Genomic DNA, 14469 nt, shown 5'->3' on the forward strand with positions numbered 1-14469 from the left:
ACGATGACCACTGAGCCGACCGTGATCGGCGGACGCTACGAGCTCGGCGAGCTGCTGGGCCGCGGCGGCATGGCCGAGGTGCGCCAGGCCCGCGACACGCGCCTCGGACGGACCGTGGCGGTCAAGCGGCTGCGCACGGACCTCGCGAGCGACGCGACCTTCCAGGCGCGGTTCCGCCGGGAGGCGCAGTCGTCGGCCTCGCTCAACCACCCCGCGATCGTGTCGGTCTACGACACCGGCGAGGAGATGGCGACCGACGGGTCCGACGTCGCCCAGCCCTACATCGTGATGGAGCGCGTGCAGGGCCGCACCCTGCGCGACATCCTCCGCGAGGGCCGCAAGATCCTGCCCGAGCGCGCGCTCGAGATCACCAGTGACGTGCTCGCCGCGCTCGACTACAGCCACCGCGCGGGGATCATCCACCGCGACATCAAGCCGGGCAACGTGATGCTGACGCCGTCCGGCGACGTGAAGGTGATGGACTTCGGCATCGCCCGCGCCGTCTCCGACGCGAGCTCGACGATGACGCAGACGGCAGCGGTCGTCGGTACGGCGCAGTACCTCTCCCCCGAGCAGGCGCGCGGCGAGACCGTCGACTCCCGCTCCGACGTCTACTCCACCGGCTGCCTGCTCTACGAGCTCCTCACCGGTCGTCCGCCGTTCGTCGGCGACAGCCCGGTCGCTGTCGCCTACCAGCACGTGCGCGAGACGCCCGCCCCGCCGTCCGACCACGACGACCAGCTCGACCCCGAGATCGACGCGATCGTGCTCAAGTCGCTCGCCAAGCGCGTCGAGGACCGCTACCAGAGCGCCGCCGCGATGCGCGCCGACATCGAGCGCTACCTCGCCGGACACCCCATCCAGGCCGGGCCGCCGCCGCTTCCGCTGGACGACCCGGCTCCCACCTCGACGCAGTTCATCCCGGCGCAGACCGCGACCGGGATGGCGGCCGCGGGCGCCGTACCCCCGCCGTCCGACCACTCCGGCGGGCGCAACCGCACGGGGCTGATGTTCCTGATCGGCTTCCTGGTCGTCGCGGTGATCGCCGGAGCGGCCTACGTGCTCCCGGGGCTGTTCGAGGACCCGGTCGAGCGCGAGCAGGTGCCCGCGCTGATCGGGATGACCCAGAACGAGGCGCGCGCCGCCATCCGTGACGCCGGGCTGTCCGTCGGCACCGTCAGTCGCCAGACCTCCGACAGCGTCCCGGTCGACCAGGTCCTCGAGCAGACCCCCAACCGCGACCTGTACGTCGATCCCGGCACCGCCGTGGACTTCACCCTGTCCTCCGGGATGCCCGAGGTCGAGGTGCCGTTCGTCGTCGGCCAGCCCAAGGACAGCGCCAGCAACGTGCTGGAGAGCAACGACCTCAAGGTGAAGTTCAAGACCGAGGAGTCGGACGAGCCCAAGGACGAGGTCATCCGCACCGAGCCCGCCAGCGGCCAGCGGGTCGCGGAGGGCACGACCGTCACGCTGGTCATCTCCGCCGGTCCGAAGGAGATCCCGAACGTCGTCGGGATGCGGCAGGGCGAGGCCGAGAAGGCGATCCGGGCCGCGGGCTTCGAGGTGGAGATCGTCGAGACCGCCGAGACGACCGAGCCGAAGAAGACCGTGATCCGCCAGATCCCCGAGAGCGGCACCGCCGACCAGGGCGACACGATCACCCTGTTCGTGTCGATCTACGTCCCGCCCGTGGAGACGCCCACCGAGACCCCCCTGCCCACGGAGACCCCGGTGCCCACCGAGACCCCGCTGCCCACGGAGACCCCGCTGCCGACCGAGACGCCCTCGCCGCGCCGGCGCTGAGCCCCGCCGCTACATCGGGGTGGCGTACGTGAGGTCGAGCAGCCCCTCGTAGGCCGGGGCCGTGGCGGTGGGGAGCACCTCTTCGGCGTACAGCACCCCACCGCGCTCGTCGGCGGCCGCTTCGCGGTAGAGGTCGACGTAGCCGTCCGCGTCGATCGAAGTGAGCATCGCACCCGGGTCGCCGATGCCGACGATGACGTACGGCGGGGAGTAGGGCACGCCCTGGAGGCTGACCAGGTTGCCGTCGCACTTGATGCCCGTGGTCGAGATCAGGCGCTGGCCCTGGATGGTCACCGCGACCGCACCGGCGCGCCACATCGCGTTGACCACGGCCTGGATGTCCTGCTGGTGCACCACGACGTCGAGCGGGTCGCGCGTCGGGTCGGCGAGCACGTCCTCCGGAGCGTCGTCGAGGGTGACCTTCAGGGCGGGTCCGGTCCTGGGGGTGAGCCCGGCCGGGTCGGAGAGGATGGCGACCTGCTTCTGCGCGCGGTTGACGCTGCGGTCGCCGAGGCCGGCGCTGAGGCGCTCGATCTGCGCGTTCAGGTCGGCGACCTCGCCGGTGAGCTCGGCAGTGTCCTCGCGCTGGACCTGCACCACGGAGGCGAGGTCGGTGTAGCGCCCGCCGCGGAGGTCGGTGCCGTCGCTGTGCTCGTAGCTCACCGCGAACAGGGCGCCGGAGAGCAGGATCGCGACGGGGGTGCCGATCCGCCACGCCAGCGCGGTGCGCGGCCGCTCGTGCGTGCCGTGCGCCCCGTGGGTGGGGCGAGAATCGGCGTCGTGGGGCACGGCGACTACGCTAACCCCCCGGTGGGCGCCCCCGCCGCAGACCGCGTCATCCCGGTGCGAAAACCGAGCAGGAGTGAAGTAGTGGCCAAGTCCCCCGCGTCGTACGTCGAGACCGAGGCGAAGATCGTGTCGGTGAGGTTCGTGATCTCGCTGCTGCTGATCGTGGCCGGGATCGGGTGGATCCTCTTCTACTACCTGAGCGTGCGCCCCGACCCGGACGTCTTCCCCGTCCCCAAGGCGAGCCCGAAGGCGATCGCCGACCTCGGCCTGTGGAACTACGCGATCGGCTTCGGCGCGCTGCTGATCGGCCTGGCCATCTCCGCCCACCCGGTGACGCCGCTCGGTCGCGGTCGCGGCGTCGTGATCGGGATGCTCGGCTGCTTCCTGATCGGGCTGCTGTGGATCTGCACCTTCTACGTCTTCTCCGACGACCTCAGCAAGCTGCCGGTCTTCGACGACCTCGGCCAGTGGAACCTGATGGTCGGCATCGCGTTCATGGCGGTGGGCTTCACCTTCGCCACCCGCTGGGAGTAGCTCCCAGCCCCACGTCGCCCCACAGCCGCCGGTCCCGACAGGGGCCGGCGGCTGCGTGCTTTGTCCACCGCTGTGGACAACGATGTGGACGAATTACACGCGTGTAGTTATCCACAGATGTGGACACAGCTGTGCACGACCGGCGATCAGGCCAGGGCGACGATCCGCAGCGCGATCAGCGCGACGAGCAGGGCCAGGACGCCGGCCAGCCCGAGGCCCTGGACGAGGGCGCGGCGCTGGCGGGGAGCGTAGGCGAGGATCGCCGCGATCACGGCACCGCCGAGGATGCCGCCGAGGTGGCCCTGCCAGGAGATGTTGGGCACGGCGAAGGTGATGAACAGGTTGAGCGCGATCAGGGCGCCGATGCTGCGCAGGTCGCCGCCGACCTTGTGCGAGATCACCGCGAAGGCTCCGAACAGGCCGTAGATCGCGCCGGACGCGCCGAGCGTCAGCCCGCTCTCGCCGGAGAGCCACAGGACGGCGACCGAGCCGGCGAGCCCGGAGAGGAGGTAGAGCGCCAGGAACCGGGCGCGTCCCAGGGCGGCCTCGAGCTGGGGGCCGAGCATCCACAGCGCCAGCATGTTGCCGGCGATGTGCCAGATCTCGACGTGCAGGAACTGGCTGGTGACCAGCTGCCAGACCGCGCCGTCGGCGACCCCGGGCACCCAGTGCCCGTCACCGCCGGTGCCGAGCGTGCACAGGCGCTCACCGACGGCGGTCGGGTAGTAACCGTTGCTGGCCAGCGACTCGCAGGTCCCGCGGGGCACCAGCGCGAGCCGGGCGATCAGGTCGCTGTTCTTCCAGCCGGTCGCCACCACGGCCAGCCAGACGACCACGTTGGTCGCGATCAGCGCGATGGAGGTCAGCGCCGGGTTGGCCGAGCGCTGTCCGCCGTACGCCGTGCGACCCGTGCGCGTCGTCTTCGCGCCCTCGCTGACGCACGAGGGGCACTGGAACCCGACCGACGCGTCGCGCATGCAGTCGGGGCAGATCGGGCGTCCACACCGCTGACAGCGGATCCAGGTCTCGCGGCCCTCGTGCCGGTAGCACGTGGGTACGGCGGCGGCGGGATCGGACTCGGCGGTCATCGGACGTGCTCGTCAGCGGTGTGGAGCGGGACTCAGCGCTCGATCGTGACCGACTCGATGACGACCGGCTCGACCGGACGGTCCATCGCACCGGTGCGGGTGGCGCCGATCTTGTCCACGACGTCGCGCGAGGACTGGTCGGCGACCTCGCCGAAGATGGTGTGCTTGCGGTTCAGCCACGCGGTGGGCGCGAGGGTGATGAAGAACTGCGAGCCGTTGGTGCCGGGGCCGGCGTTGGCCATGGCCAGGAGGTAGGGCTTGTCGAAGACGAGCTCGGGGTGGATCTCGTCCTTGAACGTGTAGCCCGGACCGCCGGTGCCGGTGCCCTGGGGGCAGCCGCCCTGGATCATGAAGCCCTCGATCACCCGGTGGAAGCCGAGGCCGTCGTAGAACGGGCCGGAGCGGTCGCCGGCGGAGTAGTCCTTGGTGCCCTCGGCGAGACCGACGAAGTTGTCGACCGTCTCGGGAGCGTGGTTGGGGAACAGGTTGATGACGATGTCACCCTGGTTGGTCTTGAGGGTGGCCTTCGGGTCCGCCATGGGGGGTGTTCCTCTCGCGTGGTTGTCGTCGACGCAACCGATCCTGCCATGAGGACCAACAGGGGGATGCGTAGTGGTCGCGCCTTCGGGTACGTGGTGAGATGGACGCACCATCACCTAGGAGGACACGCATGCGGATCCGCAAGCAGAAGTCGCTCATCGACCGCGCTCACGACTACGTCGAGTCGGTCGCCGACACCGTCATTCCCCAGATCGAGGCGGCCCTCGAGTCCGCCCGCGAGAAGGCCGGACCCGCCATCTCCGACGCGCGCGACAAGGCCGGGCCCGCCCTGGCCGATGCCCGCGACCGCGTCGCACCCGCCCTGAGCGACGCCCGTGACCGCGTCTCGCCCGCCCTGAGCGACGCCCGTGACCGCGTCGCCCCGGCGCTGGTGGACGCCCGCGAGCGGGTCGCCCCCGCGTTGGCCGACGCCCGCGATCGGGTCGCCCCGGTGATCGCGGAGGGCCGTGCCCTCGCGGCCGAGAAGGCCGCCGCCGGTGCCGCGAGCGCGGCCGAGGCCGCCGCCGCGTCCCGGGAGTTCGCCGCCACCAAGGTGGCCGAGCTGCGCGACGAGCCGGAGCCGCGGGGCTCGAAGCTGAAGAAGTTCCTCCTCCTCGGTGGCCTGCTGGCCATCGGTGGCGTCGTGTTCTCCAAGATGCGCCAGCAGTCGGGGAGCAGCAACAACTGGCAGTCCTCCTACGTCCCCAGCCCGCCCCCGCCGGCCCCGGCCGCACCGGTGCCGCCCGCCCCGGTCGACCCGGTGCACGCGGACGAGGCCACGACCGACGTCGCCGCGGACACGCCCGACGACCCCGCCGGCGGCGGCCCGGGCGAGGCGATCAGCGACGCCGCCGAGGCCCCCCACGAGGTCACGACGCCCGACGCGCCCGCCGAGATCATCGACGTCGACGACGTCCCCGAGAACAAGGGCTGACACCGGCCGGGCGACCGGCCACCAGCGCGATCCCGCGCGAGGTCCCCGCACCCCCGACACGGGTGTGCGGGGACCTCGTCCGCATTTCCGGTCGGAGTGACACGGGCGTACCGAAAAACTCGCCCCCTCTCGAGCTCGCGATGACACACCCGTGCTGACATCTCCGCACGGCTGTGTCACGTGCCGTGTCGGGGCGGGCGTCCAATTCGGTACAACCGTGTTACCGGTCGCGTGGGGGCGGCTGTTCGCATCGGTACAGCCGTGTCACGGGCGTCGCGCGCATCAGCGGTGGGCGAGGTCCGTCGGCTTGTTGTCGTCGATCCACTCGTCGATCCGCTCCCACCAGCCGAAGAGCCACTCGATCCGTGCCTCCCGGTCGGCGGGGATCTCCGCGCGCGGCACCTCCCACCACCGCATGACCAGCTCCTTGTCCATCGGCAGCTCGCGCCACACGTCGCCGACGGTGAGCATGTGGTCCAGCCCCGTGTGCGCGACGAGCACGACGTCGGCCTCGGGCGCCGCGTCGAGGGCCGCGAGGAAGCCACCGGGGCGCGGGGCCAGCACGTTGGTCATCTGCTCGGCCCGCTCCGCCATCCGGGCCAGGCCGAGCTTGCGCAGCCGGGCGATCGCGCGGTCGCGGCGGGCCGGGGTGAAGTTGCCGCCCTCGGGGAAGATCACGAACGCGTCGTTGCGGTCGAGCCCGCTCGCCAGCCGCGCGATCTTGCTCTCGAAGTCCTCCCCCGGGCCAGGGTCGGGCGAGATGAAGGAGGCCGGGATGCGGTTGAGCAGGACGTCGATCGCGGGATCCCACGCCAGGGTGTCCTTGAGGACGACCCGGGGCTCGCGGTTGTACCAGTGCAGCAGGGCATACATCAGCGTGAACGAGTCACCGGGTCCCGCGTGCCGGCAGCACACGAGGATCGGGCGGACCGGGTGGGCGACGGGCGCCGGGCCGTCGGTGCGGATCCGCAGCGCCAGCACCCGCCGCGCCTCGCGGAAGAAGAGCACCAGGACGAACTGCACCAGGTCGTAGTGGATGCCGGAGAAGTACGGCGACTTCAGCCGCCACCCGAAGCCGGAGGCCAGCCACAGGCCGAGCAGCACGAGGAGCAGCAGCGCCTCCGCGGTGAGGTAGAGCATCGCGACGCACAGCACGCGCAGCGCGCGCCAGCGACCCGGGACGATCGGGGACAGGGCGGCCGCGGCGATCAGCCACAGCGGCAGGCTCACCCACATCGCCACGGTCAGCAGCACGACGGCGGGCGCGATGACCAGTCGGCGCAGGACCCAGATCACCGCGCGCCCCGGCTCACCGTGGTGCCAGGTGCTCGTCGAGGTAGGCGCTCGAGGCGTCGTACGTCGCGTCGATCCGTCGCTGCACGGAGTCGAAGTCGCGGAAGGCGAGCATGCTGTCGTCCTTGGTCGACGTGCCTGCGGCGGGCAGCACGTGGGCCTCGACGTGGTCGGGGATCTCGGACAGCTCGCGCATGAAGCGGTGGCGACGGGCGACCTCGAAGCTGACGCGCGCCACGTCCCACGGCCGCCTGGGCGGGACGAGGGGACGGTCGATCCGGCCGACCTGGAGCACGAAGACGCGGGTCGCCCCGAGGCCCACGGCGCGACCGACCGGGATCGAGTTCACGATGCCGCCGTCGAGGAAGTGCTCCTCGCCGAACTCGGTGGTCGCGACGGCGGGCGGCAGCAGCCCCGGGACGGCCGCGCTGGCGACGATCGCCGGCACCAGCGGTCCGCTGGTGAACCAGTGCTCGGCGGCGCGCTCGATGCTGGCCGCACACACGCCGAAGGTCACCGGCAGGTCGGCGAACGTGAGGTCGCCGAACTCGTCGACCAGCCGTTCGCGCAGCGGCTTCGCGGAGAACACGTGGGTGCCGCCGGTGGAGACCACGCGGCGTACGGTCCGCAGCGGCCGGTCGCGGAACAGCTCCGACCCGTCCGACCTGCGGGTCTGGGCGGTGGTCGCCCACAGGTCGGTGAGACGCTCGATCACCTCGATGGACGGCTCGCGCGCGACCATCGCGCCGTTGAGCGCGCCGACGCTGGTGCCGAGCACGAGGTCGGGGACGATGTCGCGCTCGAAGAGGGCGCGCAGCATGCCGACCTCGACGGCGCCGAGGACGCCGCCACCACCGAGGACGAAGGCGGTCGTCACGGCGTCAGCGCAGCTCTGCGTGCTCGGCCCGGAGGCGGCTGGCGACGTTGTGCTCGACCCAGAAGATCAGCACCGGGATGAGCCCGGCGAGCAGCATCAGCACGAGGAACTGCAGCGACCAGCCCGCCCGGCGGGAGAGCAGGAAGGCGACCACGACGTAGACGATGTAGACCCAGCCGTGGATGAGGGCGACGATCCCGGTCAGGCTGTCGCCGAAGGTCTGGAGGTCACCGCCCTCGGCGAGACCGTACTTCAGCACCATCCCGACGGCGAGGGCGAGCAGGAGCACGCCGACGACGAAGGCCAGCACGCGGTAGGTGAGGAAGAGGTTGCGCACGCGGATCAATCTACCGACGCGGCCTCGGCCTCCCGGACGGCCTGCTCGTCGCGGACCCAGCGCCACCACACGAAGGCCGCGAACGCACCGAAGAACCACCACTCGAACGCGTAGAGCAGGTTGCGCAGCGCGGTGAAGCGACCGACCTCGGGCAGTGCGTCGAGGGTCGCGGCGTCGAGGCCGTCGGCGGGCGAGGTCGCGACGGCGTAGGCGCTGTAGAGGTCGTTGTCGACGCGCTGGATGGCGTCGGCGGTCCGCAGCTGGGGCACGACGTCGTCGTCGGGGTCGTCGTCGAAGGCGCCGTTGCCCTCCGGCGGCTGCAGCCAGCCGGTGACCGTCGCCTCGCCGGACGGCACGAGCGAGGCGTCCTGGCTCTCCGTCCAGCCGAGCACGACCGGGATCGCGGGGTCGTCCGGGCCGCCGACCGCGAGCGGCACGACCAGCCACAGCCCGTCGCGGCCGGCGTCCTCGCGACCGGAGACGTAGAACGCCCCCTGCGGCAGCCACTCGCCCGCGAGGTCGACCGGGCGGCCCACGTCCTGGCCGGGGAAGGGGTCGTCGGGACCCATCACGTCGGCCAGCGGCACCGGGTCGAGCTGGGTGAGGTCGCGGGCCTCGGCGTCGCGCCGGTCCTGCCAGGCACGCAGCTGCCACACGCCGAGCGCTGCGGCGACGGCCACGAGGACGAGCGCGAGGGCGGTCGGTCCGATCAGTCGCTTCACAGGCCGGTCGGCTCTTCCATGGGCGTGACCTCGTTGCACACGGCGAAGGGGAGCAGGCCGGTCAGGGTCGCCGTCGCCGCGGCCAAGGGTCGCGCGACGTCGTAGCCGATGCGTCCGGTGGAGGGGTCGACGACCGGTGCGGTGAATCCGTCACCGAAGCCGAGGGAGCCGATCGTCGGGAAGGCGGCGGCCAGCTCGGAGCGGTCGAAGAGGTCGGGGCGGTCCGGCCCGAGGCGGGCCGTGGCGACCCCGTCGGCGAAGCCCACCGCGAACCGCTCGAGCGGCGCCAGGGTGGTCGGGTCGTGCGCCGCCACCACCGCCTCCTGGTCCTCGACGTCCGCGTCCGGGCCGAGCACGGCGGCCAGGGACAGGCAGCCCGCTCGGTAGTACGTCGACTCGGCCGGGGTGTCGCTGGCCAGGTCGGCGATGCCCTCGATGGTGCCCCACGAGTCCTGAGCGTCGCTCGCCGCACCCACCGAGACGAGGTGCCGCTCACGGTCGACCTCGGCGCCGCCGAGGCCCGCGACGTCGTCGGCGACCGCCCGTTCCACGCCGGCGAGGTCGAGGTCGGGGCGGAACGCGAGGACCCAGCCGGGACCGCCGGGGCCGGTGAAGTGCGCCTCCCAGTCGACGTCGTCCTGGGTGAAGCCGTAGTCGAGCATCAGTCGCGAGGTCTCCTCGCGCAGCATCCCCTCGGCGAGCAGCACGCTCTGCGTCCGCGCCCGCTCCCAGTAGTCGCTGCGGTCGGTGACGAGGTCGTCGCTGGTCAGGTCGGGCACGCCCAGGCTCGCCCGCGACTCGTCGAAGTCGGTGACGGTGACCTCGGTGGCGTCGGCCGGGACCAGCGTCAGCGCCGCCTTCCCGGCCGCCACGTCGGCATCGGGGTCGTACGCCGCGATGGTCGGCGTGGGTCGCGCCGGGACCTCCTGTTGCGTCAGCCCCGGGTCGCCGCACCCGGCCAGGAGGACCAGCGCCGCCAGAGCGACCAGACCGGCGGCCCGACCGGTCGCCGAGGCCCAGGCGAATTTCACGCGGGCGAGTCTGCCACTCGCCGTACGCGTGCCGTCAGTCCGCGTAACCTCATGACCCATGACCGCCACGAGTGAGACCGCGCCCGCTGCCGCCCCGGGCGGCGTGGCCGACGGTGGGGCGACGACCGGTTCCATGACCCCCGACCAGGCGACCTGGTTCGCGGCCGCCTTCACCCGGATGGCCGACAACATCGGCCTCGCCGTCCTGGGCAAGGACCACGTGGTCCGGCTCGCGCTCACCTGCCTGCTCTCCGAGGGCCACCTGCTCCTCGAGGACCTGCCCGGCACCGGCAAGACGATGCTGGCCCGCGCGCTGTCCAACACCATCGAGGGCACGCACGCCCGGATCCAGTTCACCCCCGACCTGCTGCCGACCGACGTCACCGGCGTCACGGTCTACGACCAGCACAAGGGGACCTTCGACTTCCACCAGGGCCCGATCTTCCACGACATCGTGCTCGCCGACGAGATCAACCGCGCCTCCCCCAAGACGCAGGCCGCGCTGCTCGAGGTGATGGAGGAGGGCCACGTCACCGTCGACGGCATCACCCACGACGTGCCGCACCCGTTCATGGTCATCGCCACGCAGAACCCGATCGAGCAGGCCGGCACCTACCGCCTCCCGGAGGCGCAGCTCGACCGGTTCCTGATGAAGACCTCGGTCGGCTACCCCGACGCCGACGCCACCGAGGAGCTCCTCCTCGGCTCGGCGGTGCGCGACCGCGCCTCGCTGGTCACGCCGGTCGCCAGCCGCCAGGTGGTCGGCGACCTCACGCGCCTCGCCGGTTCGGTGTACGTCGATCGCGCGGTCGTGCGCTACGTCCGCGAGCTCGCCGAGGCGAGCCGCGAGCTGCCGCACGTGAAGATGGGCCTGTCCGCGCGGGGCTGCCTGGCCCTGGTGCGGGTCGCGAAGACGTGGGCCGCGGCCGACGGGCGCACCACCGTCGTGCCCTCCGACATCACCGCCCTCGCCTCGCCGGTGCTGTGCCACCGCCTGCTCCTCGACCCGCAGGCGCAGTTCAGCGGGGTCTCGGTCGACGACGTGATCGAGCGGCTCCTGGGCTCCGTCACGCCCCCCACGACCCGCGACTGACCCGTGCCGTCGTTCCTGGCCCGCCTCGCCCGGGGGATGCTGGCGCTGCTGCGCGTTCCGACGGCGACCGGGCGCGGCGTCATCGCGCTCGGCCTCGCGGCGTGGATCGGCTCCGCCTACACCGACATCGTCGAGCTGCGGCTGCTCGCGCTGATGTGCGGGCTGGCCGTGCTGGCGGCCGTGCCGTGGCTGTTGGTGCCGATGCGGGTGGACGCCGCCCTGACCCTGCGACCCCCGCGCGCGGTCGCCGGCGAGCACGTCGACATCACCCTCGCCGCGACCAACCGGGGCCGGCTGTCGCTGTGGCAGCCGCTGGTGCGCCTCCCCGTCGGGCAGCGCGAGTCCTGGCTGCGGATGCCGACCCTGCCGCCGGCCGAGCGTCGCAGCCACGACAGCGTCGCCGACGACCTGGAGCGGGGCGTGCTCGACGTCGGCCCGGCGAGCGCCGTACGCACCGATCCGCTGGGTCTGCTGCGCAAGACGGTGCGCTGGTGCGAGCCGATCGAGCTCTACGTCCGCCCGCGGATGGCCCTGCTCTCGACCCTCGGCTCGGGGCAGGTGCGCGACCTCGAGGGCGTGCCGAGCGACCGGGTCTCGATGAGCGACCTCGCCTTCCACGCCTTGCGTGAGTACGTCCCCGGCGACGACCTGCGACACGTTCACTGGAGGTCCTCGGCGCGCGCCGGCGAGCTGCTGGTGCGGCAGTACCACGACACCCGGCGCAACCACGCGACCGTCGTCCTCGACCCGACGCCCGGCGCCTACCGCGGCGACGACGACTACGAGCTCGCCGTGTCGGTCTCCGCGTCCTTGGTGATGTGCGCCGCGCGCGAGGAGTACGACATCAGCCTGCTCAGCGGGACCGAGCAGATCACCTCCGTGCCGGCCGGTGCCGTGCTGGACGCGACGTGCCGGGTGCAGCGCCAGCCGGGTGCCGACCCGCTCGCGAGCCAGGTGCACCAGGCGCTGGTGCTGGCGCCCGACACCAGCCTGCTCTTCGTCGTCACGGGGGGTGTCGCCGACGACCTCGACGCGCTGGCCGCCGCGCTCCTGGTCGTGCCGGCCGACACCCGCTGCGTGGTGCTGCGATCGGTGCCCGGCGAGGAGCCGTCGGTGCTGCGCCAGCACGGCCACGAGGTGATCACGGTGGGTTCGCTGGCCGAGCTCCCCGGCGTGATGGCGGCATCATGAGGACGCGACCGCTGCCCCGCTACGCCGGCATCGACCTGCTGGCCGTGGTGGTCCTCACCGCGATCGCGATCAGCGGCTTCTGGCCGACCTTCGCGGGCTACCGCTGGCTGGTCGTCGCCGGGGCCGGTACGGCGATCGGCATGGCGTGGGCCCTGCTGGTCATCACGGTCCGGCTCGGGATGGACATCGTGCTCGAGTCGATGGCCGTGCCCTACCTCGTCACCGCCGGCGGCGTCGCCCTCGGGGCCTCGGGCCTCCTCCTCGGTATCCCGGACGCCGACGTGGTCAACCGGGTGCTGGCCGGGACGGCGACGTCGTGGACCACGATGGTCGAGACCGCGCCACCGGTGGACAGCACCGGTGCGGTGCTGCTGATCCCCTACGCGCTGACCTACTTCCTCACCTGCACGGCCACCGCGATGGCGCTGCGCAGCCGACGGGCCGCGCAGCCGGTCGTGCCGCTGGTCGCGATGCTCGTGCTGGTGCTCTTCCTCGGGTTCCCGCAGGCGTTCTCGGTGCTGCTCCAGGGCGTCGCCTTCGGGGCCGTCGCGCTGCTGTGGATCGGGCACCGGGGCATGCGGATCGAGGCCGGGCGCCAGGCGGACCCGAGCCTCGGGGTGGTGCCGGCGGGCCGCTTCGTCGCGGCCCTGCTCGTGGTCGGGGTCATCGCCGCGTCCACCCTGCCCTTCGTCGACTCCATCGCCCCGGACCGCCGGCTGGTGATGCGCGAGGTCGTCACGCCCTACGACGCGGCGTACATCGAGACCCCGCTCTCGGCCTTCCGCCGCTTCCGCGACCAGGGCCCCGACGTCTACGACAACCTCGCCGACCGCAAGCTGTTCCGGGTCAAGGGCGCGAGGGCCGGTACGCGGGTGCGGGTCGCGGTGCTCGACGGCTACGACGGCAACCGGTGGTACGCCGCCAATGACACCAGCCCCACCGACTTCTCCGACCGCTTCCTGCGCGTCTCCTCACGCATCGACAACCCGGCCGAGGGCGACGAGGGGCTCTACACGTTCTTCGTGCGCAGTCGCTGGGACCTGCCGTGGGTGCCGACGATCGGCGCGATGCGGGCCTTCGAGTTCTACGACGACTACGCGACCGACCGGCTGCCCGACCTGCGCTACAACCGCTCGACCGACACCGCCGTGCTGCCGGGCGGCCTCGACGTCCGTGAGGACTACGTCATCTCCGCCGTGCCGGTCGCCGACCGGCTGACGTCGAAGATGAAGCCCTGGCCGGTCAAGGACGAGGCGCTGCACGACGCCGCGGCCTTCCTCGACATCCCCGCGCAGGCCTGGTCGCTGGGCGCGAGGACGCCCATGCAGGCGGTGTTCCGGATCGCCGACCGGCTGCGGGTGCGTGGTCGCTACAGCGACGGCGCGTTCGGCTGGGAGCAGCAGTTCGAGGCCGGGCAGGACTCGATCCGCCTCGACGAGGGCTTCGTCAACGCCCCGGCGATGGTCGGCAACGACGAGCAGTACGCCGCCACGATGGCCCTCCTCGCCAACCGCATCGGCGTCCCGGCGCGGGTCGCGGTCGGCACCGTGCTCGGCAAGTTCGGGGTCATCAAGGGCAAGCACCTCGGCGCGTGGGTGGAGATCCGGGTCGCCGACGGCTCGTGGCGGGTGCTGGAGACCGACACCTTCATGGGGCACAAGGCACCCCGGCGCGACGACGCGAAGCTGCTCCCGGTCCGGCTGCCGCCCGAGCGCCAGGACCAGCCCCGGCCCACCGAGCAGGAGCAGCCGCAGGACCAGCCCGACCAGCAGCCGAAGGCCGACGAGACGAAGCCCGACGAGCCGCTGCCGCGCTGGCCGCTGCTCCTGCTCCTCCCCGCCGCCGTCTCGCTGGTCCCGGTGGCCAAGGGCGTACGCCGTCGGCGCCGGCGCTCGGCCGCCTCGTCGGCCGCCTACCTCGGGGGATGGGAGGAGCTGCTCGACACCGCCCGCGACCTGGGCGTCGGTGTGCCGGCCTCCGGGACCCGACCCGCCCAGGCCGCGGCACTCGGTGTGCCCACGACGCTGGCCCGTGACGCCGACATCGCGGTCTTCACCCCGGCCGACCCCCCGCCCGCCGGCCCGTTCTGGGACTCGGTCGACGAGCAGCGCCGTCGCCTCGCCTCCCGCTCCCCCGCCTGGCGGATCCTCCTCGCGCCCCTCAACCCGGCGTCGTTCTTCCGCCGCCGCTGAGGCGGGTTGGTGGTGCCGCTCCCGCGTGGCTTGCTTAGTGCACTA

13 protein-coding genes and 1 pseudogene are annotated in these 14469 nt (G+C 72.4%); 6 read left to right on the forward strand and 8 right to left on the reverse strand.

Going from position 1 to position 14469, the window contains the following annotated elements:
* Positions 1-3: 3 nt before the first annotated feature.
* Positions 4-1803 (forward strand): Stk1 family PASTA domain-containing Ser/Thr kinase, encoded by a 1800-nt coding sequence (gene pknB, locus C7S10_RS08885; protein ID WP_108344092.1) that lies wholly within the window; start codon positions 4-6, stop codon positions 1801-1803.
* A 9-nt stretch (positions 1804-1812) separates the two neighbouring features.
* On the opposite strand, the gene C7S10_RS08890 is transcribed toward pknB, so the two are convergent.
* Positions 1813-2592 (reverse strand): DUF881 domain-containing protein, encoded by a 780-nt coding sequence (locus C7S10_RS08890; protein ID WP_243395286.1) that lies wholly within the window; start codon positions 2590-2592, stop codon positions 1813-1815.
* 81 nt (positions 2593-2673) lie between these two features.
* Between C7S10_RS08890 and C7S10_RS08895 the strand changes: the two genes are divergently transcribed.
* Positions 2674-3126: a cell division protein CrgA gene (locus C7S10_RS08895; RefSeq protein ID WP_108344093.1), complete on the forward strand. Its 453-nt coding sequence runs from the start codon at positions 2674-2676 to the stop codon at positions 3124-3126.
* 146 nt (positions 3127-3272) lie between these two features.
* On the opposite strand, the pseudogene C7S10_RS23210 reads toward C7S10_RS08895, so the two are convergent.
* Positions 3273-3764 (reverse strand): annotated as a pseudogene (locus tag C7S10_RS23210) (rhomboid family intramembrane serine protease); the annotation flags it as partial.
* Between the two features lie 482 nt (positions 3765-4246).
* Positions 4247-4753, reverse strand: coding sequence for a peptidylprolyl isomerase (locus C7S10_RS08905; protein ID WP_108344095.1), 507 nt, complete (start codon positions 4751-4753; stop codon positions 4247-4249).
* Between the two features lie 131 nt (positions 4754-4884).
* Between C7S10_RS08905 and C7S10_RS08910 the strand changes: the two genes are divergently transcribed.
* Positions 4885-5688, forward strand: a complete 804-nt coding sequence (locus tag C7S10_RS08910) for a hypothetical protein (RefSeq protein WP_108344096.1) — start codon at positions 4885-4887, stop codon at positions 5686-5688.
* A 282-nt stretch (positions 5689-5970) separates the two neighbouring features.
* On the opposite strand, the gene C7S10_RS08915 is transcribed toward C7S10_RS08910, so the two are convergent.
* The 5 genes from C7S10_RS08915 to C7S10_RS22175 are packed head-to-tail and all read right to left on the reverse strand — an operon-like array spanning position 5971 to position 9948.
* Positions 5971-6984, reverse strand: a complete 1014-nt coding sequence (locus C7S10_RS08915; RefSeq protein WP_207769308.1) for a 1-acyl-sn-glycerol-3-phosphate acyltransferase — start codon at positions 6982-6984, stop codon at positions 5971-5973.
* A 13-nt stretch (positions 6985-6997) separates the two neighbouring features.
* On the reverse strand, positions 6998-7858 hold the full coding sequence (locus tag C7S10_RS08920) for a patatin-like phospholipase family protein (RefSeq protein ID WP_108344097.1): 861 nt from the start codon (positions 7856-7858) through the stop codon (positions 6998-7000).
* Positions 7859-7862: 4 nt separating this feature from the next.
* Positions 7863-8195, reverse strand: a complete 333-nt coding sequence (locus tag C7S10_RS08925) for a DUF3817 domain-containing protein (protein WP_108344098.1) — start codon at positions 8193-8195, stop codon at positions 7863-7865.
* 5 nt (positions 8196-8200) lie between these two features.
* Positions 8201-8917 (reverse strand): SURF1 family protein, encoded by a 717-nt coding sequence (locus tag C7S10_RS08930; RefSeq protein ID WP_165807094.1) that lies wholly within the window; start codon positions 8915-8917, stop codon positions 8201-8203.
* Positions 8914-9948, reverse strand: a complete 1035-nt coding sequence (locus C7S10_RS22175; protein ID WP_165807095.1) for a hypothetical protein — start codon at positions 9946-9948, stop codon at positions 8914-8916. Before C7S10_RS22175 ends, C7S10_RS08930 begins: the two co-directional genes overlap by 4 nt.
* A gap of 58 nt (positions 9949-10006) precedes the next feature.
* On the opposite strand from C7S10_RS22175, the gene C7S10_RS08935 reads away from it, so the two are divergent.
* The 3 genes from C7S10_RS08935 to C7S10_RS08945 are packed head-to-tail and all read left to right on the forward strand — an operon-like array spanning position 10007 to position 14424.
* Positions 10007-11041 (forward strand): AAA family ATPase, encoded by a 1035-nt coding sequence (locus C7S10_RS08935; protein WP_108344100.1) that lies wholly within the window; start codon positions 10007-10009, stop codon positions 11039-11041.
* Positions 11042-11044: 3 nt separating this feature from the next.
* A complete protein-coding gene (locus tag C7S10_RS08940) occupies positions 11045-12232 on the forward strand; it encodes a DUF58 domain-containing protein (RefSeq protein ID WP_108344101.1) in 1188 nt (395 codons plus the stop codon).
* On the forward strand, positions 12229-14424 hold the full coding sequence (locus C7S10_RS08945; RefSeq protein WP_108344102.1) for a transglutaminase TgpA family protein: 2196 nt from the start codon (positions 12229-12231) through the stop codon (positions 14422-14424). Before C7S10_RS08940 ends, C7S10_RS08945 begins: the two co-directional genes overlap by 4 nt.
* Positions 14425-14469: the final 45 nt, after the last annotated feature.

The sequence above is a fragment of the Nocardioides currus genome, from assembly GCF_003057875.1.
Lineage (GTDB): Bacteria > Actinomycetota > Actinomycetes > Propionibacteriales > Nocardioidaceae > Nocardioides > Nocardioides currus.